Below are 25370 nucleotides of genomic sequence, written 5' to 3' on the forward strand. Positions count from 1 at the left end.
CGTGACTCCGGGGTTTTCTTTTGGGTTTCTTTGCCGCGGTTGCTGAGGCCGCCGGCACTCAACCGAACGTATCGGCGATGATTCCGGCATACCAGCCGCGCGTATAGTCGGCTTCCGCGCGGCGCACCGCGGCATCGGCGCGAGCCGGCGACACGCCGCCCGAATTGGCCACCTCTGTCACGCCCTGCGGGCCGGGGCGATAGGTGCCGGTGACCGAGATGCCGTAATCCGGCGTCACCAGACTGTAGCAGGTGTTGTGGAACACCGTCGCCGGTGGCGTGGTGCCGCGCAAGCTTGCCACCACATTGGCAGCCACCACTTTTGCCTGGCTGTTGGCCGCAGTGCCGGATTTCGGCATCGCGCCGGCAATCGAGGCATCGCCCAGCACATAGACATTCGCTGTCTTGCGCGAGGCGAAATTGGCGGGATCGATGGCGCACCAGCCATTGGCTTCCGCAAGGCCGGCATCGAGCGCGATGCGGCCGGCGGTCTGCGGTGGGATCACATTGATGACAGCGGCTTTCTCGGTACCGAAGCCTGTCGTCACCGTCATCGCTTTCGGATCGACGCTTTCGACCTTACCGCCATCCTTGCCGGCGACCCAGGTCACCATGCCGGGATATTCGCTTTCCCATCCGGCCATGAACAGGCCCTGCTTGGAGAAGGCGTCCTTCGCATCCAGAACCAGAATCTTCGACTTCGGCTTGGTCGTCTTCAGATACCAGGCGATCATGCTGACGCGTTCATAGGGACCGGGCGGGCAGCGGAAGGGATTGGCCGGCGGCGCGACGATCACGGTGCCGCCATCGGGCATCGCCTCCAGTTGCTTGCGCAGCAACAGGGTTTGCGGCCCGGCCTTCCAGGCATGCGGCATCACGCTGTTGGCGGCCTGCTCGCTGTAGCCGGCAACGCCGCCGTAATTCAGTTCGATACCCGGCGCGACCACCAGCCGGTCATAGGGCAGGCTGGCGCCGTCTTTGAGCTTCACGCTGCGCGCGTTGGTGTCGACACTGGTGGCTTCGCCACGCACCAACCGCACGCCATAACGTTGGCGCAACGGATCGCGCCGATGGGTGATGCTATTGAGATCACGGATGCCGCCCAGCACGTAATTCGAGAAGGGGCAGGTGATGTAGCTGGCATCGCGTTCGACCAGCACGACATCGGTGTCGGGCGAAAACAGCTTGATGTAGCGTGCGGCGGTGGCGCCGCCGAAGCCGCCGCCGATCACGACGACACGGCCGGCTGCGTTCTGCGCATTGGCGATATGGGGCAGGCCGAGGACGGCGGCGCCTGATGCGATGCCAGACAGGATGTCGCGGCGAGAGAGCTTGCTCATGGTCATGGTCATCTCCCTCAGTTCTTCGACAGGTAATCGGCGAGCGCCTTGAGCTGCTCATCAGAATAGCCGCGCGCGATGCGCCCCATGATGGTGGAGGGCCGCTTGTCGGCCTTCAGCTCGGTCAGTGCCGTATACAGCGTGCCGGCATCCGCGCCGCGGATCGGCGGCATGGTGGGAGAGATGTAGGAGGCGTTGCCATGGCAGACGTTGCAGGCCTGCGCGGCGAGCGCCGTATCATCGAGAGTGGCGATGCGCTGCTGCGCCAGCGCCGGTGTGGCCAGCAGCATTACGGCTGCAGCCAGAAGCATGATGGGGGCACGCATGGTCTTCCTCCTTGAACCTGCGGGAGGAGACTAGGCCTGGCTTTGCCGGTTGATCAAATTAAATTGGGTATCGGCAGATTATACAAATTTTAGTGTTCTTCATCTGCGGGCCGTTCCGCGCGGGCGGCGAGCAGGATGGCGCCGACGATCAGCGCGGCGCCGGCCAGCATGGTGGGCTCCAGCACTTCGCCAAACGCCAGCGCGCCGACCACCAGCGCGGTCACCAGTTCGCTGGCCCCGGCGATCGCCGTGCGCTCGGCTCCAGCCATTGGCGCACCGTAGAGCAGCAGGCCAAGCGCGCCCACGGTGCTGACGATGGCGAGGCTGACGGTCGCGCCCCAGCCGGCGGTTGAACCCGGCATCGCGATGCGCCCGTCCATGATCAGGCCGAGCGCCAGCATGGCCAGCAGGCCGCCGAGAAACACGCCGCCTAGCCGCACCGGAATGGCCATCGTGCTGAGCGGTCTGGCCGCCACATGCATGAAGACGGCGTAGGCGAACGGCGGGATGAAAGCCATGCCGACAGCCATCAGGTTCTGGTTCCCGTCGAGACCGGCCGGCGCAAGGATCAGGATCGCCGCCACCAGCACCAGGCCTGCGGCGCTGGCCGTGGGCCAGGTCAGCCGCTCGCGGAAGAACAGCCACCCCAGCAGGATGGTGAACAGCGGATAGGTGAAGAGGATCAGCACGGTCAGCGCCACAGTCAGGTGCTGCAGCGCCAGGAAGTAAAAGAACATCGTGCTCATGTAGCCGGCGCCGGCCACCGTCGCGATCAGCATGGCGCGTCCTGCGGCCAGCATGCGCGGCAGGAAGGGCAGAAGGCAGAGGAAGGCGATGCCGAAACGCCAGCTCAGCAGCGACAGCGGCGGCAGGCCGTCGGCATAGGCGGCGCGGGCGAACAGTGGCATCAGGCCGAAGCCGATGGCGCCGAAGGCCACCAGCGCCATGCCGGTGGAGGGTGCCTTTGCAAGTTTCATGGTTTCGTTAGGCCGCAAAGGTCATGCTGATCGGCGCCATGCCGGTAATCACGCCGGTGAGTGTCGTGCCGGCAGGGAAGAAGCGCAGGCCGGTGAAGGACCCGGTGGTGACGATCTGCCCCGGCTGCACGCCGCCGCAATGGCCGCATTCGCGCACCAGATCGGCCAGCATGCCAAACGGCGTGCCGGTATTCAGCGTGGCTGGGCCGCTGACCACATCCGCGCCGTCGGCGGTCAGCCGCACGGTCGGCTGCGCGAAATCCTCTGGCGCCCATGATCCGGTCAGCGGTGTGCCATAAATCAGCCCGGCATTGAGCTGGAAATCGGCGAGCCTCCAGTGTGCGCTTGTGGCCTGCGGATCGCGCAGGCGCGTGTCGACCACCTCGAAGGCCGGCATCGGTGTCACGACAGCGGCAAGCCGCGTCATGAAATCGGGTGTGTCCGTTGCGGGCAGCGGTCCGTCGATGCGGAAGGCGATCTCGAGTTCCAGGCCGCGCAGCCGCGTTTCCGCGGGCTGGCGTGTATCGGGGGCGGGACGGATCAGGTCGGCGCGGATCGGGGCGCAGATCAGGGGTTGGTCGGCACCGGCGCGGCCAACCTTCCAGCCACCGACGGCTGCACCCAGCGCGGCCATGACGCCGGACTGGATGGCATAAACCTCGTCCAGATGGTCCAGTTCATAGCCCGGCGACAGCAGCGGGCCGCCGCGCCGCGCCGCCAGCAGGCTGGCAATCGCATCGGCATGGCGGTCGATCGGCATCGCTTACTTGATGCCGCAGAAATCGCGGGCGGAAATCCATTCGCCGTGCTGACGGCTCTTGGCTTCGGCCAGCGCCACGAAGACTTCCATGATGTCTTCCGGCTTGGGCAGGGTCTTCGGGTCTTCGCCGGGGAAGGCTTCGGCGCGCATTTTCGACTGCGTGCCGCCCGGGTTGACCAGGTTCACCTTGATGTTGCTCTCCAGCACTTCCTTCGAATAGGTCAGCACCAGATTGTCGAGCGCGGCCTTGGAGGCGGCATAGGCGCCCCAGTAGCCGCGGATGTCGCGGGCCACGCTGGAGGTGACGAAAATCGCACGGCCGGCGGGCGAAGCGAACAGCAGCGGATGCACGGCGCGCAGCAGGCGCTGGTTGGCATGCACGTTCAGCCTGAACACCTGTTCCCACAGGTTCGGCGGATACTGGTGCATCGGCGTCATGCGGCCGAAGATGCCAGCATTGCCGACCAGGATGTCGAGGCGGCCGAAGCGCTCGAGCAGCGGCGCGGCCAGGCCGTCGATCATTTCGGTCTTTTCCAGGTCGAGCGGCACCAGCGTGGCGGTGCCGCCGGCGGCCTTGATCTCGTCGTCCAGCTCTTCCAGCGCGCCCGAAGTGCGGGCGACGCAGATGACATGCGCGCCTTCGGCTGCATAACGCTTGGCGATGGCGGCACCGATGCCGCGGCTGGCGCCGGTGATCAGCGCGATGCGGTCCTTCAGACGCATAACAGGTCTCTTCTTATCTTAAGGCTTGGATGAACTAGCCGGTTTCGGCCAGCAGGGTGAGCTGGCGCGGGCTGCGAACGGTGCGGTTGATCTCGTCGGTCAGGCCGATCGGATAATCGCCGGAGAAGCAGGCGTCGCAGAAGGCCGGATTGGCGGCATCGCGCACCGGGCGGCCCATGGCGCGATAGAGGCCATCCATGTTCAGGAAGGCCAGGCTATCGGCCTTGATGAACTTGGTCATCTCTTCAATCGTATGCGTTGCGGCCAACAGCTTGCTGCGTTCCGGTGTATCGACGCCGTAGAAGCAGCTATGCGTGGTCGGCGGCGATGCGATGCGCATATGCACTTCCTTGGCGCCGGCATCGCGCACCATCTCGACGATCTTGGTCGAGGTGGTGCCGCGCACGATCGAGTCATCCACCAGGATGACGCGCTTGCCCTGGATATAGGCGCGGTTGGCATTGTGCTTCAACTTCACGCCCAGATGGCGGATCTGGTCGGTCGGCTCGATGAACGTGCGGCCGACGTAATGATTGCGGATGATGCCCAGCTCGAACGGGATGCCGCTCTCGGCGGCATAGCCGATGGCGGCTGGCACGCCGGAATCGGGCACCGGGATCACCACATCGGCATCCACATGGTTCTCGCGGGCGAGTTCGGCGCCGATGCGCTTGCGGGTCTCGTAGACGCTCAGGCCTTCGACCTGCGAGTCCGGACGGGCGAAATAAATATATTCAAAGATGCAGAAGCGGCGCTTCACATTGGGGAAGGGGTGATAGCTGTGGATGCCCTCGGCATCGATCACGATCAGCTCGCCCGGTTCCACGTCGCGCACGAAGTCGGCGCCCATGATGTCGAGGGCGCAGGTTTCAGACGCCAGGATCGGCGCGCCCTTCAGGTTGCCCAGCACCAGCGGGCGCACGCCCCAGGGGTCGCGCACGCCGATCAGCTTCTTCGGCGTGAGGCAGACCAGCGCATAGGCGCCCTCGACCTGCTTCAGCGCATCGACGATGCGGTCCACCACGGCGCTCTTGCGGCTGAGCGCCACCAGATGGGTGATCACTTCCGTATCCATGGTGGACTGGAAGATACTGCCCTTGGCCACCAGGTCGTCGCGGATATGGCGGGCGTTGGTCAGGTTGCCGTTATGGGCGAGCGCGATGCCGCCCAGCTCCAGGTCGGCATAGATCGGCTGCACGTTGCGCAGCAGCGTGCCGCCCGAGGTGGAGTAGCGCACATGGCCGATGGCGCTGTCGCCCGGCAGTTCGCGGATCACTTTCTCCGAGGAGAAGTTCGGCGCCACATGGCCGAGCGCGCGATGGCTGTTGAAGCGGCCTTCGTTGAAGGTGACGATGCCCGCTGCCTCCTGGCCGCGATGCTGCAGGGCATGCAGTCCGAGCACCGTGTTGGCGGCGGCGTCAGGCGTGCCGTAAATGCCGAAAATGCCGCACTCTTCATGCAGCTTGTCGTCATCGAAGGGGTTCGTTTGCATACTTAACGGCTCCATCGCCCGACAGGCCAGCCCTGCCCCCGGTGACTCACTGGGCGGCTCAAGGCTTGTCCTGCTTCTGGATCAGACTTTCGATGCCCTGGCGTTCCTCGGTCTTATAGCCGGTTTGGCCGCGCGAGTCAGCGCCGCTGCCCGGTGTTGTGTGGGTCGGAATCGGGGTTGAAACGGGCCCGACCGGACCTTTTTTCGGAGCCCGGCTGGGATCGAGCTGGCGCAGCACCAGTTCGGCACCCCATTCGTAGCCCTGTTTGGCCAAATCGTGGGTTTTGGCGTCCTTCAGCCAGGCCGGCCGAGTCTGCTCCGGCATCAGCCGGTCGACGGCCCACCAGGCCACCACCACGATCAAAGCGCCGCGCGCCAGGCCGAACAGGAAGCCCAGACTGCGGTCCACGGCGGACACTGCCGAGGCACGGACCTGCTCCGAGATCCAGTGGGTGAGCAGGGAACAGAGGATCAGCGTGGGAATAAAGATCGCCAATCCGGCGGTAATCATCGCGAAAATTCGTGTTTCGATATAGGTAGACGCGAATTCATTGGCAATGGGGAAGAAGAAATAAGTCGCTGCCACGGCAGCCACCCAGCCGAGAATCGAGAGTACTTCCTTCACGAAGCCGCGGAACAGCGCCAGCAGGGCCGACAGCAGCAGAACCGCGATGACGATCAGGTCGGCGAGATTGATCGGCAGGGACGACATGCTCAGTCCTCCTCACCGGTCCAGTTGGAACGGTCACCGCCACGGCCGGCATTGGCGCGCTTGGCGGCGGCGCGGGCACCTGGGAAGAGTTCGACCAGTTCGTTCAGGCGCATCAGTTCGCTCGTCCCGATAGCCTTGACCTTCGTTTTCCCGCCTGCGGGCATCACCGCATGCTCGAAACCCAGCTTGGCCGCTTCTTTCAGCCGCGACTCGGACTGGCTGACCGGCCGGACCTCGCCGGCCAAGCTGACCTCGCCGAAGAAGACCGTGCGTTCCGGCGCCGGGCTGTCGGCCAGCGCTGAAAGCAGGGCGGCGGCCACGGCCAGGTCGGCGGCCGGTTCGACGACTCTCAGGCCGCCGGCGACGTTGAGATAGACGTCGCAGCCCGAGTAGCGCAAGCCACATCTTGCATCCAGCACCGCCAGCACCATCGACAGGCGGCCGGAATCCCAGCCGACGACGGTGCGGCGCGGTGTCGCAAGCGGCGAGGGCGCCACCAGGGCCTGGATTTCCACCAATAACGGCCGCGTGCCTTCCATGCCGGCGAAGATGGCCGAGCCGGCGACCGGATCGCCCTTGCCGGCCTCCGAGCGGCCGAGGAAGAGGGCCGAGGGGTTGGCGACTTCCGCCAGCCCGGCATCGGTCATGCTGAACACGCCGATCTCGTCGGTGGCGCCGAAGCGGTTCTTCACGGCGCGCAGGATGCGGAACTGGTGGCCGCGCTCGCCTTCGAAATACAGCACGGTGTCGACCATATGCTCGACCACGCGCGGGCCGGCGATCTGGCCGTCCTTGGTGACATGGCCGACGAGGAAGACCGAGGCATTCGACTGCTTGGCGACGCGGATCAGCTCATGGGCGCAGGCACGCACCTGATTCACGGTGCCTGGGGCGCTTTCAATGTTGTCGGCGAAGATGGTCTGGATCGAGTCAATCACGATCACCAGCGGTTTGCCCTTGGCCTGCGCCATCGCCGCATCGATGCCGGCGAGAATGTCGCGCAAGCTGTTTGCCGAGGAGAGCAGCACCGGCGCGTCGGCAAGCCCCAGACGCTGCGCGCGCAGGCCGATCTGCGCCACGGCTTCTTCGCCCGACACATACAGGGCCGTCGTGCCGTTGCGCGCCAGTTGCGCAACCGCCTGCAAAAGAATGGTGGACTTGCCGATGCCGGGATCGCCGCCGATCAGGATGGCCGAGCCCGGCACCAGACCGCCGCCCAGCACGCGGTCGAATTCATTGATGCCACTGACGGTGCGCGTCACCTTGTCGGGCTGTGCGCTTAAGGAAGCGAAGTCGATCGCCTTGCCTTTGCCGGCCGACAGGCCCTTGGGGACCGCGACTTTCGGGGCTTCCTGGACGATCGTGTTCCACTCTTCGCAGGCGTCGCAGCGGCCCTGCCATTTGCGGTAGACAGCGCCGCAGGACTGGCAGACGAAGGAGTCGACAACCTTGGCCATTTAGGGCTTCAGCACTTCCATCTTGATCGGGCCTTCCGCCCGACCATGAATGAACTGATCGACATATTCGTTGCCGGAATGATCGACGTCTGCAGCGGGGCCATGCCAGATGATCTTGCCCTTGTAGATCATCGCCACATAGTCGGCGATCTTGCGCGCGCTGGCCATGTCATGGGTGATGCTCAGCGTGGTGGCGCCCAGCTTCTGCACGCAGGACTTGATCAGATCGTTGATCACATCGGCCATGATCGGATCGAGGCCTGTGGTCGGCTCGTCGAAGAAGATGATCTCGGGTTCGGCGGCGATGGCGCGGGCCAGCGCCACGCGCTTCTGCATGCCGCCCGAGAGTTCGGACGGCGACAGTTCGCCAACCTCTGGCCCGAGGCCGACCTGCCCCATTTTGTCGAGCGCGATCTCCTTGGCCTTGTCGCGGTCCATGCGGCGGCCCTGGATCAGGCCAAAAGCGACGTTTTCCCAGACCTTCAGGCTGTCGAACAGCGCCGAACCCTGGAACAGCATGCCGAACTTGCGCAGGGATTCTTCGCGTTCCGATGCGTTGAACTTCATCGAATCCTGGCCGTCGATCAGGATTTCCCCGCTGTCGGGCCGGATCAGGCCCAGTACGCATTTCAGCATCACCGACTTGCCGGTGCCCGAACCGCCGATCACCACCAGCGACTTGCCGCGCGGCACTTCAAGCGACAGGCCGTCCAGCACGACCTTACGGCCGAACTTCTTGTAGACGTTGCGCAGGGCGATTTTGGGTTGGTCGCTCATTTGCCGGCAAAGAAGAGTTCGGTGACGAAATAGTTGGAAACCAGGATCAGGATCGAGGCCGAAACCACCGCATCGGTGGTCGCCTTACCCACGCCCTGGGCGCCGCCCTTGGATTGGAAACCGTGGTAGCAGCCCATCAGCGCGATGACGAAGCCGAACACTGCCGCCTTCACCAGACCCGACACGACGTCCAGAGTCTGCAGGAAGTCGATGGTGTTCTTCATATAGGTGCCGGCGTTGAAGCCCAGCTTGTGGGTGGCGATCAGGTAGCCGCCCATCACGCCGATGATATCGGCCACGCCCACCAGAACCGGCAGCGACAACGTGGCGGCCAGCAGGCGCGGCGCCACCAGATACTTGAACGGGTTGGTCGACAGCGTGGTGAGCGCGTCGATCTGCTCGGTCACGCGCATGGTTCCGATTTCCGCGGCCATGGCGGATGCCACGCGACCGGCGACCATCAGGCCGCCCAGCACGGGGCCCAGTTCGCGGGTGATGCCCAGCACGACAATGCTGGCCACCGCGCTTTCGGCATTGAAGCGGCCGGCGCCGATGAAAATCTGCAGCGCCAGCACCATACCGGTGAACAGCGCGGTCAGACCGACGACCGGCAGTGAGAAGTAGCCGATGGTCATCATCTGCTTGATCAGCAGGCGCAGGTAGAAGGGCGGCAGGAAGATGTGGCGCACGCCTTCGAAGGTGAAGAGCGCGACGCGACCGATGGCGCCGAGGAAGTCGAGGAAGACACGGCCAACGATGGCAAGCGGGTTCATCGTGCGCCGCCAGTATAGATTCGATGATAGCGATGGCCGAGTTGCGTCAGCAGTTCGTACGCAATGGTGCTGCCGGTGATGGCCTGCTCGTCGATGTCGATGCCGCCGCCGATCAGGCTGACCGGCGTGCCGGGGCGGCAGTCGTCCTCCGGCAGCGCGGAGACGTCGAGCGTGATCAGATCCATGGAGACCCGCCCCGCGATAGGTACTCGAACATGGCCTTGGCGACCCTTTATGACGGCGCTGCCCCGACCGGACAAAGCGCGCGAGAACCCATCGGCATAGCCGACCGCCACGGTGGCAATTCGGCTCGGTTTTTCAACGATATAGCCGGCACCGTAGCCAACGGTCCCCTTGCTGTCAACGGAACGGACCTGCAGGATTTTCCCTTGCAGATGAACCACTTCCGCCATCCGCGTGGCCTGGCGCCGGGGCCCGGCCGAGGGGTCCAGAGGGTTGGCCCCATAGAGGGCGATTCCCGGTCTGAGAATATCGTGATGCCATGGCGCGCCGAGGAAGATGCCGGCCGAATTGGCCAGGCTGCCCTTCAGGTTGGGAAAGCGCTGGCGCCAGGCGGCGAAACGGTCGGCCTGCCGGGCATTCAGCGGATGATCAGGCTCATCCGCACAGGCCAGATGGCTCATCACGAAATCCAGCGCGAGGCCGGCCAGATGGGTGCCCGGATCGGCGGCGACCGCATCGGCTTCCGCGTCGGTCAGGCCCAGCCGGTTCATGCCGGTGTCGATATGAAGCGCGGCGGGCAGGCGGCGACCGAGCGCCTTGGCCGTGTCGCGCCAGGCGGCGATCTGCTGCGGGGTGGAGAGCACCGGGCTGAGACCGGCCTGGGCCAGATCGCGTTCGATTCCGGCCCCCGGCCCGTGCAGGATATGGATGGTCGCATCGTCGGGCAGCACAGCGGAGAGCTTCAGCGCTTCCTCCGAATGGGCGACGAAAAAGCGGCGGCAGCCGGCGCGATACAGCGCGGGCCCAACCACGCCGGCGCCCAGGCCATAGGCATCGGCCTTCACCACGGCGGCACATTGCGCCTGCCGCGCCAGACCGCCGAGCCGGCGCCAGTTGGCGACCAGCGCGTCGAGATCGATGGTGAGAATCGCCTGGTCACCCGGGGGCATGGTCATGGCCGGTGTTTAGCCCAGCCGCGCGTAAAGGGACAGGCTTAAATCGACGCCCTTGCTTGTCTTGACCGGCCGGGCCGGGCAGAGTGCCTGCAACGGGGGACTGGTCACGGAAGAGGGCCGTCACGACAAGACTGATTGCGCCGCTTGAGTAGTCCTGAGGTCCCGATGTCTGCCCCGTCTCCCGATGCTGAATCCCGCCCCTCCGGCTTCTGGGCCGGCCTCGGCGCGCGCCTGTTCTCGAATGCCTATCTGCTGCTGGTCCTCACCATGATGATGTGGGGCGGCCATTCCGTGGTCAGCCGCCTGGCGGTCCCCGAGATATCGCCCGCCACGCTCACCTGCCTGCGCTGGAGCATCGTGGCCGGCCTCATGCTCAGCCTGCGCCGCCAGGGCCTGCGCGAATACTGGCCGATGCTGAAGCCCCGCATCGGCTATCTCGCCCTGATGGGCACCATGGGCTACACTGCCTACAACACGCTGCTCTACTGGTCGGCGCACAGCACCACGGCGATCAATATCAACATCATCAACGGCGCGATGCCGGCGCTGATTTTCATTTTCGCGCTGGTGATCTTCGGCCAGCCTGTGCGCGCGCTGCAGTGGCTCGGCATGGCAGTCTCGATGGCCGGCGTGATCCTGACCGGCGTCAAGGGCGACCTGACCCATCTGCTCGACCTGCGGCTCAACCAGGGCGATCTGCTGATCCTCACCGCCACGGTATTCTATGCAGTCTACTCCGTGCTGCTGCGCAACCGTCCCCTGGTGCCCAGTCTGGTCTTCTTTGCAGCCCTCACGCCGGCGGCGCTGCTGTCTTCCGTTGTGCTGCTGGGCGTGGAGATCGCGGCCGGCGAATTCTTCTGGCCGACCTGGAAGGGCTGGATGCTGCTGATCTATGTGGCGATCTTCCCGTCGCTGCTGTCGCAGATTTTCTTCATCCGCGCGGTGGAGCTGATCGGGCCGGGGCGGTCAGGGCTGTTCACCAACCTGATGCCGATCTTTGGCGCCAGCCTCGCCGTGCTGATTCTGGGCGAGGAAATGGCGCTGTATCACGTCATCGCGCTGGTGCTGGTGCTCGGCGGCATCCTGCTGGCGGAATGGCGGGGCAAGCGCGCGCCGCCCGTCACGTCACCTTGAAGAAGCCGACGAGCGCGGTGAGTTCGCGCGCCTGACCGGATAGCGCCTGGGCCGAGGCTGAGGTCTCTTCCACCAGGGCGCCGTTGCGCTGGGTCATCTCGTCCATGCTGGCAACCGCCGTGTTGATCTGGTCCAGCCCGGTGGCCTGCTCGCGTGACGCCGAGGCGATCTCGGCCACGATGTCGGACACCTTCTTCACCGAGGTGACGATGTCGCCCAGCGCCGTGCCGGCCTGGTTGACCAGCGTCGCACCGGTCTTCACCTGCGTATTCGATTCCGAGATCAGGGATTTGATGTCCTTGGATGCATTGGCCGAGCGTCCGGCCAGCGCGCGCACCTCCTGCGCCACCACGGCAAAGCCCTTGCCGGCCTCGCCGGCGCGCGCTGCTTCGACCGAGGCATTCAATGCCAGCAGGTTGGTCTGGAAGGCGATCTCATCTATCAGGCTGACGATCTCGACGATCTTCTGCGCGCTGCCCTCGATGCCGGTCATGGCACCGACCACATCCTGCATCACCTTGCCGCCCTTGTCGGCGGCATCGCGGGCCGAGACCGCCAGCTGATTGGCGGCTTCGGCATTGTCTGCATTCTGTTTCACCGTTGCGGTGATTTCATGCATCGAGGCTGCAGTCTCTTCAATCGACGCGGCCTGGCTTTCCGTGCGCTGTGCCAGATCCTGGCTGCCGGTCGAGATTTCCGAACTCGCTTCGCTCACCGCCTTGGCAGACTCGGCGATGCCGCGCACCGTGCCTGCCAGCTTCTCGCTGGTGGCATTGGTGTTGTCTTTCAGCTCGCCGAACACGCCATAATACTGGCCGCTCACGCGCCTGGTCAGATCGCCGCCAGCCATGCCGGCCAGCACCTGACCAACTTCTTCGATTGCGGTGTTGACGCTGGAGACCAGGTTGTTGATGCCATCGCCCAGCTTGCGCATCACGCCTTGCAGGCTGGCGGTGTCGATGCGTTTGGACAGGTTGCCGTTGACGGCGGCCTGCACCACCATGCCGACCGAACGGTCGAGTTCGGCTTCCTGCTCGGCACGGTCGCGGTCGCGCTGCTGGCGTTCAGCCTCGACCTGCCCGCGCAGACGCTCGTTTTCCTCACCGTTCTTCTTGAAGACCTGCACGGCCTGAGCCATGCGGCCCAGCTCGTCCTGTCGCTCCAGGCCATCCACTGTGGCGCTGTAGTCGCCCTGGGCCAGTGCACCCATGGTCTCGGTCAGGCCGAGGATGGGGGCGCGGATCGAGCGGCCGATCAGCACGGCGAAGGCCAGCGCCACCACCAGTGCGATCGGCGCCAGGATCGCGATGAAGATCAGTGTAGCCCGCAGACTGGCATGCATGGCGTTCCCGTCGCTGTCCAGTTCGGCACTGCGGCTGTCGGCCAGCTTTTCGACCCGCTCCAGCGAGCCTGAAGCATTCTGCTGCATCGCACCGTTCAGCTCGCTGCCGATGCGGCCGATGATGGCCATCACCTTGAGCAGGCCTTCGGCATAGGCGGCGGTGGCTTCCTTCAGTTCCTCGCCGGCCGACATCTGCCGCTTGTCGATCAGCCGCTCGGCCAGCGTATTGCTGACCGTGTTGAGTTCGGCGGTGAGTTGCTTGGTGCGCTCCAGCAGATCGGGGCGCGGGCGGTAGAGATACTGGTAGGCGGCGGCGCCGATGGCGTTGAGCACTTCCTGCACACGCGCCGACAGGTAGGCGGTCTCATAATCCTTGACGTCGACGGCCTGGCCCATGGTCTGCGGCAGGATCTGGCGGATCACCGTGCTGGCGGGAACGACATCTTTCTGGAAAATCCCATTATATTCGGCACGCGCAGCGACCGCGGCTTCCAACACGGCGCCGTATTTCTGCGTCAGGTCGTTGATCTCGGCCATGGCGCGCTTTTCGTTGGCGTCGGCATCCGCATCGGCTTCGTGCAGGGTCTGCGGGATCGATTTGATCAGGCTGCGCGCATCTTCCAGCCCCTTGGTGCTGTCACGATCCATATAGAGCAGCACATTGCGGCTGAGATCGATGATGTCGCGTTCGGCCCGCAGCACCGCGCGGGTGGCACCGGAGGTGATATCGAATTCGTTGAACAGCGAGCGCGCGTTGTTGACGCCCATGATGCCGGCGCCGGCGACCACCAGCAGCATCACGATCACCAGGCCGAAGCCAAGGTTGATCCGGCCGCCAATGCTTAGATTGTTCAGACTCAAGCTTTGTGCGCTCTGCGTCGCCATGTTGCCTCCCGATGACGCACCTCTGCCCATGGTGGACGGGTGCGCGCGTTATCATTTGTATTGCAACGATCGGTATTCTAGCCCGTCCGGCCGGGACTTGGGAACCGGCCTTATGCGCAACCGGCAGGAAGCATGGGGGGCTGTATGCTTATCCGAGCGCGACGTCGAGATAGAGCATGACCACGAAGCCGCCGAACAGCGCCGTGGTGGCCCCACGTTCGACACCATGACGGTGGGTTTCGGGGATGACTTCCGACGAGATGATGAACAGCATCGCACCGGCGGCAAAGGCGAGCGCCCAGGGCAGCAGTCCGGCCGTCAAGGTCAGTGCGCCGGCGCCGACAATGCCGCCCAGCGGTTCCAGCAGCCCTGTCAGCGCCGCGATCAGGAAGGATCGTTCGCGCGTATAGCCTTCGCCGCGCAGTGCAATGGCCACGGCCAGGCCTTCTGGCAGATTTTGCAGGCCGATGCCCAGCGTGACGCCCAGTCCGCTGGTGGGATCGCCGCTGGCGGCACCGATGCCGACGGCCAGGCCTTCGGGAAAATTATGCAACGCGATGGCGATGACAAACAGCCAGACGCGCGAGAGCCGCGAGGCGTCGGCATTTTCGCGACCCTTGGGGCCGAAATGCTCGTGCGGGGCGAAGCGGTGGGCAACATGCATGGTGATCGCACCGATCAGCAGTGCGAGAATGACGCTGAGCGCCGCCGGGCTGGGCTTCATCGACTGGCCGGCCTGTTCCAGCGCGGGCACCAGCAGGGAGAAGAAGGTGGCGGCGAGCATCACGCCGGCGGCAAAAGCCAGCATCAGGTTCTGGGTGCTGTCCTTCAGTACGCGCAGCACAAAGACCGGCAGAGCGCCCACGGTGGTCGCGCCGAAACCCGCCACGACACTGGCCAGCACGCCCAGCATGAAGGGTGAGAGGTCGGGAGGGGGAAGCGCGAGGTCCATGCATCAGATGTAGCACGGGCCTCGCGGGTTTAGACAGGCTTTAGGCCAGCGTCAGGCCAGGGGTCAGTCAGGCGCACCCTTCTTCATGGCAATGGCCAGCCGGTTCCAGGCATTCATGCTGGCGATGGCCACGGTCAGGTCGACGATTGTGCGCTCATCGAACAGGGCCTTGAGCGGCTCATAGGCATCATCGGCGACACGCTGATGTTCCAGCCGGGTGACGGCCTCCGCATAGGCCAGGGCGGCGCGTTCCTTGTCGTCGAACAGGGGCGACTCCCACCAGATCGCCACATGATGCAGCTTGCGGTCGGTGGCGCCGTGCCGCAGTGCGTCCTTGGTATGTTGGTCGACGCAATAGGCGCAGCCGTTGATCTGCGAGATGCGGATCCACAGCAGGTCCAGGAAGGGACGCGGCAAAGCCTTGGTCAGGTGGGCATGGCCGGCGAACAGGCCCGTGATGGCTTCGGGGTTGAGCTGGCGGTAGTCGAGGCGCTGGGTCATGGTGTTTCTCCTTTTGACACCAGCGTAGACGGGGCAGGCCACATGCCTGTGACAGAGAACGGGGCCCTTGCGGGCCCCGTTTCCGTGATTGGCGTCACAAGCCTTCAGTGGCTGCGGGGACCGCGATGGTGGCCCGGACCCATGGGCTGGGCGAAGAGTTCATCGGCGGTCTTCTTCTGCTCAGCCGACAGCGACTGGTAGAACGGGCGGAAGGCAGCGAGATAGCGGTCCTGCGCGGCCGTCATCTCCTTCATCATCGCCTGGCGCTTTTCGATCTTCTCCAGCGCCGAGACGGGAGCCGGCGCCGTGGCGCTGGCCTGCTGGCGCTCCGCATGGCGCTCCTGCATCACCTTGGCTTCGGCGCGCATCTCATCGGCCAGCTTGTCGAACAGCGGCTGCTGGGCGGCTGTCAGCTTCAGCTCGGTCTTGAGGAAGGCGATGCGGCCTTCGATGAACTTGCCGGGCGCGGGGCGCTCGGCGCGCTGTGCATGCGCGGCTGGCGGGTGGCCAAGGGGCTGGCCCGGCTGGGGAGCAGGCTGGGCGACGGCGAGGCCACCGCCGAAGCCGGCGGCGATGACACTGGCGGCGAGAAGGGCATTGCGGATCGACATGACAGACTCCTGGGGTTGAAAAAGGGGACGGCAGGTTTTTCGCCGCCGTCCCCCATCAACACGTCATGTCCCGCCAAATCCTGCGCCCAGGATGCAGGCGCGTTATTTTTCCCGGTTATGCGGCAGTGGCCAAGGCCTTCGGCGGCTCGGCCGGCATGCGCGAGCCGGCCAGGCGGTTGAGCGCCAGCAGCGGCACCAGGCGCTCGCCCACCGTGGCGATGCCGTCCAGCAGGCCGGAAGCCCAGGTTTCGGCCTCGTCAGCGCGGCTGAGATTCTGCGGATCGATCTCGATGATGTCGGACACGCTGTCGACCACCAGGCCGAGCGGCTTGCCGTCAAGCACGGCGACGACGATCACGTCCTGCGGCTTCGGCGGATTGGCCGGCTTGCCCAGGATCGGGCGGGCGTCAAAAACCGGCAGCACATTGCCGCGCAGGTTGATCACGCCCAGGCAGGCGGGATCGGTGTCAGGCAACGGCGACACCGGCGACCAGCCGCGGATCTCCTGAATCTGGAGCAGCGGCAGGGCGTAGGTCTGATCACCGACATTGATCAGCAGGGCGTCAAGACGATCGTTAATGGTATCCATGGTCATGTCTCCTTTTATTCGGCGGCCTGGGCCAGGGCCCGTGCGCCGGTGCCTTTGATCCGGAAGAAGCTGACGAGCTGGGCAAGCTGGGTGGCCTGCTGCGACAGTGACTGAGCCGAGGCCGACGTTTCTTCGACCAGGGCGCCGTTGCGCTGGGTCATCTCGTCCATGCTGCCAACGGCGGTGTTGACCTGCTCGAGGCCGGTGGCCTGCTCGCGGCTGGCCGCCGCGATCTCGGCGACGATGTCCGACACCTTCTTCACCGCGCCGACGATGTCGGTCAGGCTTTCACCGGCCTGGCCGACCAGCTTTCCGCCTTCGCGGACCTGGCCATTCGAGGCGGTGATCAGCGCCTTGATGTCCTTCGAGGCATCGGCGGCGCGCTGGGCGAGGCTGCGCACTTCCTGCGCCACGACGGCGAAGCCCTTGCCGGCTTCGCCGGCCCGCGCGGCTTCCACCGAGGCATTCAGTGCCAGCAGGTTGGTCTGGAAGGCGATCTCGTCGATCAGCGACACGATATCACTGATCTTCTGGGCGCTGCCCTCGATTTGCCCCATCGCGGTCACGACATTCTCCATCACCGCGCCGCCTTTGTCGGCGGCGTCGCGCGCCACGGTGGCGAGCTGGTTGGCAGCCGCCGCATTGTCGGCATTCTGCTTCACGGTGGCGGTGATCTCATGCATGGAGGCGGCCGTCTCCTCGATGCTGGCCGCCTGGCTTTCGGTGCGGCTGGCCAGGTCGAGGCTGCCGGTGGATATCTCGGCGGCGGCTTCCTTCACGGCGGCGGCGCTGTGGTTCAGCTCGCCGGCGATCTCGCGCAGCTTGCCGGCCATGTCGTTGATGCCGGTCTTCAGCTTGCCGAAGACGCCATGGTAGTTGCCGCGGATGTCGTTGGTCAGGTCGCCCTGGGCCATGCCGGCGGTGACGGTGGCGATCTCGCTGGTGACTTGCTGCAGCATGCCGGTCAGGCCGTTGAGGCGCTGGCTGATGGTGAGCAGGAAACCTTCCTTGTCGGTTTCATTGAGCCTGGTATCCAGGTCGCCGGCGGCGGCCTTGTCGCAGAGCGCCGAGATTTCCTCGATCGCCTTGCGCTCGCGGGTCTCGCGGGCGGCGCGCTGCTCTTCTGTCGCGGTGCGCTGCGACGCGATATCGGCCTCGGCCTTCTCGCGGGCGATCATGCTGTCCTTGAACACCTGCACGGCCTTGGCCATGGCGCCGATTTCGTCCTTGCGGGTCGCGCCCTCGACATCGACGGCGGTGTTACCGTTGGCCAGCGTGCCCATGGTGTCGGTCATGCGGCGGATCGGGCGGGTGATGGTGCCGATGGCGACGAAACCGGCGATCAGCAGTGAGCCGACGATCGAGCCGGCGACAACCACGATCAGCAGCCAGCGCTGGTCGGCATACAGCGCGCTGACCTCGGCATTCATCGCATTGACGGCCTTTTCGTTATTGACGACAGAGGTCTGGATGCGCTCCATCACGGCGTCGCGGATTTTGATATTATCGGGTGTCTGGCCAAAGGCCTGGGAGGCGGCGGAGCCTTCCTTGTTTGCAACCTCGATGATGCGGCGGCGCAGGGCCAGGAAGGCCTCAACCTGGTTGCGCAGGTCGGCAAAGGCACTTCTGCGGTCGACGGGAACCATATCTTCCCACTTTTTCATCTCGACGCCGATCTTGTCGATGTTGCGCAGCGTGTTGGCGCTGGCGCGCTTCAGCTCGTCCGCATCGCGCGCAGAGTAGACCGAACGGGTATCGGCAAGCGTTGCCTGAATGAGGGAGTCGATCCGCATGCCCTGCATGGCGCGGGCGGAGGTGTTGGCCATCTGGTCAGTCACCTTGTCCGACACATCTACGATGTAGCGGGCCATGATGCCGACACCCAGTGTGGAGGCGGAGAGCAGGATCAGGACAAAGAAGATGCGGGTGAGAATCTTGGTGTTCGTCAGCAGGCGGGACATCGGTCCTCAAGGGGCTGGATATGATGAGCCCCTGTCAGCGGGGCTTTGCCAGTCCGACATACATTCCTGTGCAATAGCGCCTCAGTTACTTTCCAATAACGGAAAGGCTTGATAATGGCCGCTTTACCAGAAAGTTAGGCCTCAAGGCGCCCACCTCCCGGATCATCCCGTCCTGCGGGTGGAAGTCCGGCTCAGACCAACCCTGAGCCTTCTGTTTAACACATCGGGTATTCTGTCAGGCCACCCGGACCAGTCGCGGCGCAGTGGTGCCGATGCGGAAGAAGCTGACGAGCTTGCCGCCTTCAAGGATCTGGGTATTCGATTCCGTGATCAGCGCTTTTCTTGCCGAGGTCGCGGCCAGTGACCCGCGGTTGGCGCGGGCCAATGCGGCTGATCTCGTGACGGTATTTGGCGAAATCCAGCATCAACTGTTTGTGCGCCCGGAAGGCGATGCGGCGTTTGGTTGGCTCTGAATTCTCATGGGGAGGATGGTGCCCTCAAGTTCCTGGATGGCTTTGGCTGCTTTTATGTCTGCTGAATATGCATACGGTCGTGCGCAATGCAGCGCCACGCGGCAAGTTCGCGTGGCGCTGCCTGCGGTGTCGAGAAAGCACTCTCCATGCCGAGGCTTCCTCTGCAGACGGACTAGGCCGCTTGCGCCACAGTTTCCGGTAGTCGTGTTCCGGTCAGGCGATCGAGCGCCAACAGCGGCACCAGACGTTCGCCCACGGTGGCCACGCCCTCGACCAGTTCGGATGACCAGCTCTCGCCGGTATCGGCGCGGCTGATATGGTTGGCATCGATCTCGATGATATCCGACACGCTGTCGACCACCAGGCCGAGCGGCTTGCCGTCCAGTACGGCGACGACGATCACGTCCTGCGGCTTCGGCGAACCGCCGGGCTTGCCCAGGATCGGGCGGGCGTCGAAGATCGGCAGCACATTGCCGCGCAGGTTGATCACGCCCAGGCAGGCGGGATCGGTGTCAGGCAACGGCGAGGCTGGGGTCCAGCCGCGGATCTCCTGAATCTGGAGCAGCGGCAGGGCGTAGGTCTGGTCGCCGACATTGATCAGCAGGGCGTCAAGACGATCACTAATGGTATCCATGGTCATGTCTCCTTTATTCGGCGGCCTGGGCCAGGGCCTGCGTGGTGTTGCCCTGGGTGCGGAAGAAGCTGACCAGGCGGGCCAGATCGGTGGCCTGCTGCGACAGTGACTGAGCCGAGGCCGAGGTTTCCTCGACCAGGGCGCCGTTGCGCTGGGTCATCTCATCCATGCTGCCGACGGCGGTGTTGATCTGCTCCAGACCCGTCGCCTGTTCGCGACTGGCGGCCGCGATCTCGGCGACGATGTCGGAGACTTTCTTCACCGACCCGACGATCTCGGTCAGGCTTTCGCCGGCTATGGTGACCAGCTTGCCGCCTTCGCGGACCTGGCCGTTGGACGTGCTGATCAGACCCTTGATGTCCTTCGAGGCATCGGCGGCGCGCTGGGCAAGGCTGCGCACCTCCTGCGCCACGACGGCGAAGCCCTTGCCGGCTTCACCGGCGCGGGCGGCTTCCACCGAGGCGTTCAGCGCCAGCAGGTTGGTCTGGAAGGCGATCTCGTCGATCAGCGAGATGATGTCGCTGATCTTCTGGGCGCTGCCTTCGATCTGCCCCATGGCGGTGACCACGTCCTTCATGACCGAGCCACCTTTATCGGCGGCGTCGCGGGCGACGCCGGCTAGCTGGCTGGCCATCTGGGCGTTATCGGCATTCTGCTTCACCGTGGCGGTGATCTCATGCATGGAGGCGGCGGTCTCTTCAATGCTGGCGGCTTGGCTTTCGGTGCGCTGGGCCAGATCCTGGCTGCCTTCCGAGATTTCCGCCGATGCCGTCTTCACCAGTTCGGCGCTTTCGTTCAGGCTGCCCGAAACCTCGCGCAGCTTGTCGATGGTGCCGTTGACATCATCCTTCAGCTTGCCGAACAGGCCGCTGAAATCCTCGTCCACCTTGCGGGTCAGATCGCCGCGCGCCAGGTTGGCGACCACGGCGGCCACGCTTTCCAGCGCCTTGCCGGTGGTGTCGAACAGGCCATTGACTGATTCCGAGAGGGTGCGGATGAAGCCCTGACGGCCATCCAGCACCAGGCGGCGCGAGAAGTCGCCGGCGCCGGCGGCCTGCACGGCATCGGCTACGTCATGCTCGATCTTGAGCTGTTCGGTGATGTCGGTCCATTCCACCGAGGTGCCGACACGGTCGCCACGATCGTTGAAGGCCGGATTGGCGATCAGGTCGAAGTTGCGGCCGCCAACCTTGATGCTGGCGCGATGGGTGGCCTTCAGGGCGCTCAGCATCATCTGCTGGTGCTTGGGGTTCTTGTGGAAGATGTCGATATTGGCGCCCACCAGCTTGTCGACGGTGAAATCGGGCAGGTCGCGGCGGATGTCGGCTTCGGCATTCTTCAGCAGGGCGGTGACCGCCTGGTTGCAGAAGACGATACGGTTTTCATTATCCGCCACCATGACACTGGTGGAGGCATTGGTCAGGGCGTTCTGAAGCCGGGCCGCCATGACCATATTCTGTTTCAGCGCATTGGCTGCCCGGGCCATGTCGCCGATCTCGTCACGTTGATCGGCGCCCGTGATTTCCGCTTTCATGTCGCCATCGGCGAGTGCACGGAAGCTGGTGACCATGCGATTGATCGGGCGGGTGACGGTAAGGAGAGAGATGGCCAGGCCCAAAGTGATCGAGAGAAGCGCAATACCGGTGGACAGGCCGATCAGCATCGGGATTTCACGATCGCCGAACGCGTGCAGGTTGGCTGTGATCGTGTCGACTGCCTGGTCATTGCGAGTGGACGCCTCGCGCAGCATCGTGTTGACTGCGGCGCGGTTTTTGCGGTTGACGTCGTTGTTGCCCTGCTCGTTGGCGGCGGCGATGCTCACTTCGGTACCGAGACGGGCGGTCTCGCGACGAAATGTGATGAAATCATGCAGGGTTTGCTTGCGGGCCTGGAAGTCCTGCAGCTGGTCGCTCGGCTGGGCCTTCTCATAGAGCGGGATCAGCTTTTCTATCTCGGCCAGATTGGCAAGCAGGTTTTTGACGAAAGGCTTGGCCGCTTCGGTGTCTTTCGACATGTAGATGCCGCGCGATTCCATCACCACTGCCAGCACGCCCGCATTGAGTTTTTCGGCATAGAGCGCGCGCTCGGCCGCAAGGGTCAGTTCGTCGACTTTCCGGTCGTATGTGAGAATGTCTCTGACACCGAGCCAGCCGACGGAGCCGAGGCCGATCGCTGATATTAGCAAGACCAGGCCGATGCGGACACCGATCTTCATATTGTTGATAAACCGCATGATACCCTCGCATAGACCGGATTGCGGCCGCCGCATCATGCGGCGGGGTGGAATCCGAATTTGACGAGGGGATATTTGCCTTCGCACGCTGCGATTGCGAAGTCACCATTCGCTGACAGGTTTGCTACCAGCAGGCGAGGTCGCCGACGTTATCGTATGTTAAGTAACAGCCTACGGAATAACCGGGATTCGAGAGTTATTCTCAATTCAATGTTGGCGCGTTAATACGCCTCGGGCAGGTGATCGCTCTGGATATGGTCGCTGAACTTGGTGAAGGCGCTTTCGAAATGCAGCACCACGCGGCCGATGGGGCCGTGACGCTGCTTGCCGATGATCACTTCCGCCAGATTGGCGATGCGGCCCATGCGGTCTTGCCACTCGATATGCTCGGGCGTGCCCTCGGTGGGCTGCTTGCGCATCTCGTAATACTCTTCGCGATACACGAACATCACCACGTCGGCGTCCTGCTCGATGGCGCCTGATTCACGCAAGTCAGACAGCTGCGGCCGCTTGTCGTCGCGGCTTTCCACCGCGCGGGAGAGCTGGGACAGGGCGATGACGGGGACGTTCAGGTCCTTGGCCAAGGCTTTGAGCGCCTGGGTCACTTCCGAGATTTCCTGCACGCGGTTGTCGTTGCGGCGTGAGTTGCTACCGCGCACCAGCTGTAGGTAGTCGACGATGATCATGCCGATGTTGTTGGTGCGCTTGAGCCGACGGGCGCGGCTGCGCAGCAGCGAGATCGAGATCGCGCCGGTGTCGTCGACAAAGAACGGCAACTGCGCCAGATCCTTGGAGGCGGGCACGATCTTGCGGGTGAACTCGTCATCGGTGATGTCGCCGCGCCGCAGCTTCTCGGACGGGATTTCGGTTTCTTCCGCCAGGATACGGGTGGCCAGCTGGTCGGACGACATTTCGAGGCTGAAGAAGGCCACCGGCACGCCGGCCTTGGCCGCGTTGAAGGCGATATTGGTGGCCAGCGAGGTTTTACCCATCGACGGACGGCCGGCGAGGATGACCAGATCGGATGGGTGCATGCCGCCCAGCATCTTGTCCATATCGCGCAGGCCGGTGGTGACGCCCGACAGGCCGCCCTTCTTCCAGGCGGCGTCGATGGCGCGGATCGATTCCCCGATCGATTCCTTGAACGAGACGAAGCCACCTTCGGAGCTGCCTTCATCGGCCAGCTTGAACAGCCGCTGTTCGGTTTCCTCGATCTGATGGGTCGCGGCCTCCTCGACCTGCGGGTCGTAGGCGCGGTTCACCATCTCCTCGCCGATGCTGATCAACTGGCGGCGCAGCGCCAGGTCATGGATCACCTTGGCGTAATCCTCGGCATTGATGACGGTGGTGGCGGCCGCGGCCAGACGGGCGAGATACGCGGTGCCGCCCACCTTGGCCAGCACTTCATCGCGCTCGAAATAGGCTTTCAGCGTGACCGGGTTGGCGATCTCGCCGCGCTCGATCAGCGTCAGCGTCGATTCATAGATCTTGCGATGGGCTTCGTGGAAGAAATGGTCGGGCGCCAGAAAGCCCGACACCTTCATGGCGGCTTCGTTGTTGACCAGGATCGCGCCCAGCAACTCCTGCTCGGCATCCAGATTGTGCGGTTGGGTCCGGAAGGCCGGTTCCGTGCCGGCCGGATCGTTGCCAGCCAGCGGAGCGGAGAAGGGGGTAACGACTGCCATACCGGAATTCTTCCCAAACCTGAGTTCTGCCGTTCAGTTCATCGACCGCATCCTGTCCTGTCTGGGATATTTCCCGAGATAAGGACTGTGACGGTTCTGCGTCGCCATGCTGGCGAGGGGCGCATTAACGGCGAATGGCCTGCGCAGTACTAGTTCGAAATGAGATTGACAGCTGATTATCCACCTCATTTTAGCTGTGGGTAACCGCTTTGCCTAAGTCGATATTTCCACACACAATTCTTGGCGCAAAACTAAGTAATCCACAGGCGTAGTTCGTTTGTGCGAATCAAAACGGCCCGGCAGTTTCCTGCCGGGCCGATTCGTTTTTACGCAGATAATCGTAACGCTGATCAGGCGTTCTGGGCTTCCGCCTCAGCTTCGCCCTCGGCCTCTTCGTCTTCGATCGAGACGCCTTCGTCGAGCAGGTTCTCGACGCTGACCTGCTTCTCGGCTTCAGCCTCGGAGCGGGCAACGTTCACCTTCACTTCGACGGTGACTTCCGGATGCAGGACGACGCTGACGCTGGTGACGCCGACGGTCTTGATCGGGGTGACCAGGTTGACCTGGTTGCGACCCAGCGTGAAGCCGGCGGCGGTGACGGCGTCCGCGATGTCGCGGGCGCTGACCGAGCCGAACAGCTGGCCGCTGTCGCCAGCCTGGCGCAGCAGGGCAACGCTGAGGCCGACCATCTTGGCGGCGACCTTCTCGGCCTCGCCCTTCTTGGCCAGGTTCTGCGCTTCCAGCTGGGCGCGCTGCTTTTCAAAGACCGCCTTGTTGGCGGTGGTGGCACGCATGGCCTTCTTGCGAGGCAGCAGGAAGTTACGGGCGTAGCCGTCCTTCACCTTCACCACTTCGCCCATCTGGCCGAGCTTTTCGACGCGTTCGAGCAGAATGACTTCCATTAGTTTTTCTCCTGGCTGGCTCCGGCCCCGGCGAGACGCCGGCGGAAACCCGCCCATTGTTCGATGAAACCCAGGATAACGACCAGTACACCGACCAGCGCGCTAACCAACACCAAAGCCGCATAGAAGACGGCCAGAACCAGACCCGGCAGGGCGACTTTCGCCGCCAGCCCGTGCACCACCGCCAGCCCCTGCAGGAAGAAGGGGAAGGCGAGAACCGTCGCCGCCGTGGCGCCGACGAAAGACAGATCGCCGGGCAATACCAGGCCGGCGACAACCGCAACACCGAAGGCCACCGCAAGAACGCGCGGCAGGACCAGCGCCGTATACTTCGGCGTGGGCCGGCGATTTTGCCGGACCATCACCGCCAGCGCCTGGGCCAGGGTGCCGTTGACCGTCATCATGGTGAGCCAGCCCAGACCCAGAGCCGAGGGCAGCACGTGAGCAAGGCTCGCGGCGGCTTTCTCGTAGTCGATAGCCATCTTGCTATCGCGCTGCAGGTCCATGAGGCGCAGCACCTGGTCGACCTTGGGCTGCAGCACGGCCGGCAATCCGCCTTCGCGGTCCACGGTCAGCAGCAGCGCCACGCCAAACAGGGCGAGCACCCACAGGGTGAGGCAGACAACCAGTCGACCGGCCGGATACCATTCCAGCCCGTCGCGAACCTCGGCACCCGTCGCGGCCTCTTCGGCCGGCCGGGCCAGCAGCGCCTGACGCGTCAGCAGCACGGCCGGAACCGCGAAGATGACGAGATAGGCGCCGGCGGCATACAGCCCGTTATACGCACTGACGAGTGCGCCCAACGCACCAGCGATACCGATGGCCGGCAGGCCATGGGTGAGGCCGGCGAAGAACAGCGGCAGCGGCACCAGATAGCTGAGCATCAGGCCGAACGGACCGCTTGCGGCGGTCAGTACCAGCACTGCGCTCGCTACGCCGGCGAGGCTTCCGATGATCATGCTGCGTGTCGTGGTCATGGTTGCAGGTCTTCCG

Annotated in this window: 24 protein-coding genes; 2 read left to right on the forward strand and 22 right to left on the reverse strand. The window is 64.2% G+C overall.

Annotation, left to right across the window (positions count from 1 at the left end):
* Positions 1 to 58: 58 nt before the first annotated feature.
* The 11 genes from AC1RRT_RS16490 to alr all read right to left on the reverse strand — a co-directional run bounded on the left by AC1RRT_RS16490 (position 59) and on the right by alr (position 10475).
* Positions 59 to 1345 carry an FCSD flavin-binding domain-containing protein gene (locus AC1RRT_RS16490; protein ID WP_493014898.1) on the reverse strand — a complete coding sequence of 429 codons (1287 nt, stop codon included), beginning with the start codon at positions 1343 to 1345 and terminating at the stop codon, positions 59 to 61.
* 11 nt (positions 1346 to 1356) lie between these two features.
* The gene (locus AC1RRT_RS16495; RefSeq protein ID WP_493014899.1) at positions 1357 to 1665 is read right to left on the reverse strand and encodes a c-type cytochrome; all 309 of its coding nucleotides are present in this window, start codon (positions 1663 to 1665) and stop codon (positions 1357 to 1359) included.
* A gap of 89 nt (positions 1666 to 1754) precedes the next feature.
* Positions 1755 to 2642 (reverse strand): DMT family transporter, encoded by an 888-nt coding sequence (locus AC1RRT_RS16500; RefSeq protein ID WP_493014900.1) that lies wholly within the window; start codon positions 2640 to 2642, stop codon positions 1755 to 1757.
* A gap of 7 nt (positions 2643 to 2649) precedes the next feature.
* A complete protein-coding gene (locus AC1RRT_RS16505) occupies positions 2650 to 3402 on the reverse strand; it encodes a hypothetical protein (RefSeq protein ID WP_493014901.1) in 753 nt (250 codons plus the stop codon).
* 3 nt (positions 3403 to 3405) lie between these two features.
* On the reverse strand, positions 3406 to 4125 hold the full coding sequence (locus tag AC1RRT_RS16510) for an SDR family NAD(P)-dependent oxidoreductase (protein ID WP_493014902.1): 720 nt from the start codon (positions 4123 to 4125) through the stop codon (positions 3406 to 3408).
* Positions 4126 to 4159: 34 nt separating this feature from the next.
* Positions 4160 to 5617: an amidophosphoribosyltransferase gene (purF, locus tag AC1RRT_RS16515; protein WP_493014903.1), complete on the reverse strand. Its 1458-nt coding sequence runs from the start codon at positions 5615 to 5617 to the stop codon at positions 4160 to 4162.
* Between the two features lie 58 nt (positions 5618 to 5675).
* Complete coding sequence (locus AC1RRT_RS16520; protein WP_493014904.1) at positions 5676 to 6329, reverse strand: CvpA family protein; 654 nt, start codon at positions 6327 to 6329, stop codon at positions 5676 to 5678.
* A 2-nt stretch (positions 6330 to 6331) separates the two neighbouring features.
* Positions 6332 to 7786 carry a DNA repair protein RadA gene (gene radA / locus AC1RRT_RS16525; RefSeq protein ID WP_493014905.1) on the reverse strand — a complete coding sequence of 485 codons (1455 nt, stop codon included), beginning with the start codon at positions 7784 to 7786 and terminating at the stop codon, positions 6332 to 6334.
* The gene (locus AC1RRT_RS16530) at positions 7787 to 8563 is read right to left on the reverse strand and encodes an ABC transporter ATP-binding protein (RefSeq protein WP_493014906.1); all 777 of its coding nucleotides are present in this window, start codon (positions 8561 to 8563) and stop codon (positions 7787 to 7789) included. It lies immediately after the preceding gene.
* Complete coding sequence (locus AC1RRT_RS16535) at positions 8560 to 9336, reverse strand: MlaE family ABC transporter permease (protein ID WP_493014907.1); 777 nt, start codon at positions 9334 to 9336, stop codon at positions 8560 to 8562. Before AC1RRT_RS16535 ends, AC1RRT_RS16530 begins: the two co-directional genes overlap by 4 nt.
* Positions 9333 to 10475: an alanine racemase gene (gene alr / locus AC1RRT_RS16540; protein WP_493014908.1), complete on the reverse strand. Its 1143-nt coding sequence runs from the start codon at positions 10473 to 10475 to the stop codon at positions 9333 to 9335. The genes AC1RRT_RS16535 and alr overlap by 4 nt, the downstream gene beginning before the upstream one ends.
* A gap of 165 nt (positions 10476 to 10640) precedes the next feature.
* On the opposite strand from alr, the gene AC1RRT_RS16545 reads away from it, so the two are divergent.
* The gene (locus tag AC1RRT_RS16545; protein ID WP_493014909.1) at positions 10641 to 11609 is read left to right on the forward strand and encodes a DMT family transporter; all 969 of its coding nucleotides are present in this window, start codon (positions 10641 to 10643) and stop codon (positions 11607 to 11609) included.
* Here the strand turns inward: AC1RRT_RS16545 and AC1RRT_RS16550 are convergent.
* The 6 genes from AC1RRT_RS16550 to AC1RRT_RS16575 all read right to left on the reverse strand — a co-directional run bounded on the left by AC1RRT_RS16550 (position 11596) and on the right by AC1RRT_RS16575 (position 18450).
* On the reverse strand, positions 11596 to 13836 hold the full coding sequence (locus AC1RRT_RS16550) for a methyl-accepting chemotaxis protein (protein WP_493014910.1): 2241 nt from the start codon (positions 13834 to 13836) through the stop codon (positions 11596 to 11598). The two genes, AC1RRT_RS16545 and AC1RRT_RS16550, sit on opposite strands and share 14 nt — an antisense overlap.
* Positions 13837 to 13984: 148 nt before the next feature.
* Complete coding sequence (locus tag AC1RRT_RS16555) at positions 13985 to 14788, reverse strand: ZIP family metal transporter (RefSeq protein WP_493014911.1); 804 nt, start codon at positions 14786 to 14788, stop codon at positions 13985 to 13987.
* Between the two features lie 63 nt (positions 14789 to 14851).
* Positions 14852 to 15289, reverse strand: coding sequence for a carboxymuconolactone decarboxylase family protein (locus AC1RRT_RS16560; RefSeq protein ID WP_493014912.1), 438 nt, complete (start codon positions 15287 to 15289; stop codon positions 14852 to 14854).
* 104 nt (positions 15290 to 15393) lie between these two features.
* Complete coding sequence (locus tag AC1RRT_RS16565) at positions 15394 to 15900, reverse strand: Spy/CpxP family protein refolding chaperone (protein WP_493014913.1); 507 nt, start codon at positions 15898 to 15900, stop codon at positions 15394 to 15396.
* Positions 15901 to 16015: 115 nt separating this feature from the next.
* Positions 16016 to 16489, reverse strand: a complete 474-nt coding sequence (locus tag AC1RRT_RS16570; protein WP_493014914.1) for a chemotaxis protein CheW — start codon at positions 16487 to 16489, stop codon at positions 16016 to 16018.
* A gap of 14 nt (positions 16490 to 16503) precedes the next feature.
* Entirely contained in the window at positions 16504 to 18450 is a 1947-nt protein-coding gene (locus tag AC1RRT_RS16575) for a methyl-accepting chemotaxis protein (RefSeq protein WP_493014915.1), read from the reverse strand.
* 272 nt (positions 18451 to 18722) lie between these two features.
* On the opposite strand from AC1RRT_RS16575, the gene AC1RRT_RS16580 reads away from it, so the two are divergent.
* Positions 18723 to 18923, forward strand: a complete 201-nt coding sequence (locus AC1RRT_RS16580; RefSeq protein WP_493014916.1) for a hypothetical protein — start codon at positions 18723 to 18725, stop codon at positions 18921 to 18923.
* 172 nt (positions 18924 to 19095) lie between these two features.
* On the opposite strand, the gene AC1RRT_RS16585 is transcribed toward AC1RRT_RS16580, so the two are convergent.
* From AC1RRT_RS16585 to AC1RRT_RS16605, 5 genes are all read right to left on the reverse strand, one after another.
* Positions 19096 to 19557 (reverse strand): chemotaxis protein CheW, encoded by a 462-nt coding sequence (locus AC1RRT_RS16585; RefSeq protein WP_493014917.1) that lies wholly within the window; start codon positions 19555 to 19557, stop codon positions 19096 to 19098.
* A 13-nt stretch (positions 19558 to 19570) separates the two neighbouring features.
* Positions 19571 to 21790, reverse strand: coding sequence for a methyl-accepting chemotaxis protein (locus tag AC1RRT_RS16590; RefSeq protein WP_493014918.1), 2220 nt, complete (start codon positions 21788 to 21790; stop codon positions 19571 to 19573).
* A gap of 221 nt (positions 21791 to 22011) precedes the next feature.
* On the reverse strand, positions 22012 to 23475 hold the full coding sequence (locus tag AC1RRT_RS16595) for a replicative DNA helicase (protein WP_493014919.1): 1464 nt from the start codon (positions 23473 to 23475) through the stop codon (positions 22012 to 22014).
* Between the two features lie 350 nt (positions 23476 to 23825).
* Entirely contained in the window at positions 23826 to 24377 is a 552-nt protein-coding gene (gene rplI / locus AC1RRT_RS16600) for a 50S ribosomal protein L9 (protein WP_493014920.1), read from the reverse strand.
* Complete coding sequence (locus AC1RRT_RS16605; protein WP_493014921.1) at positions 24377 to 25354, reverse strand: DUF2232 domain-containing protein; 978 nt, start codon at positions 25352 to 25354, stop codon at positions 24377 to 24379. The genes rplI and AC1RRT_RS16605 overlap by 1 nt, the downstream gene beginning before the upstream one ends.
* Between the last annotated feature and the right edge of the window lie 16 nt (positions 25355 to 25370).

It is taken from the genome of Ferrovibrio sp. GW821-FHT12B10, from assembly GCF_058807515.1.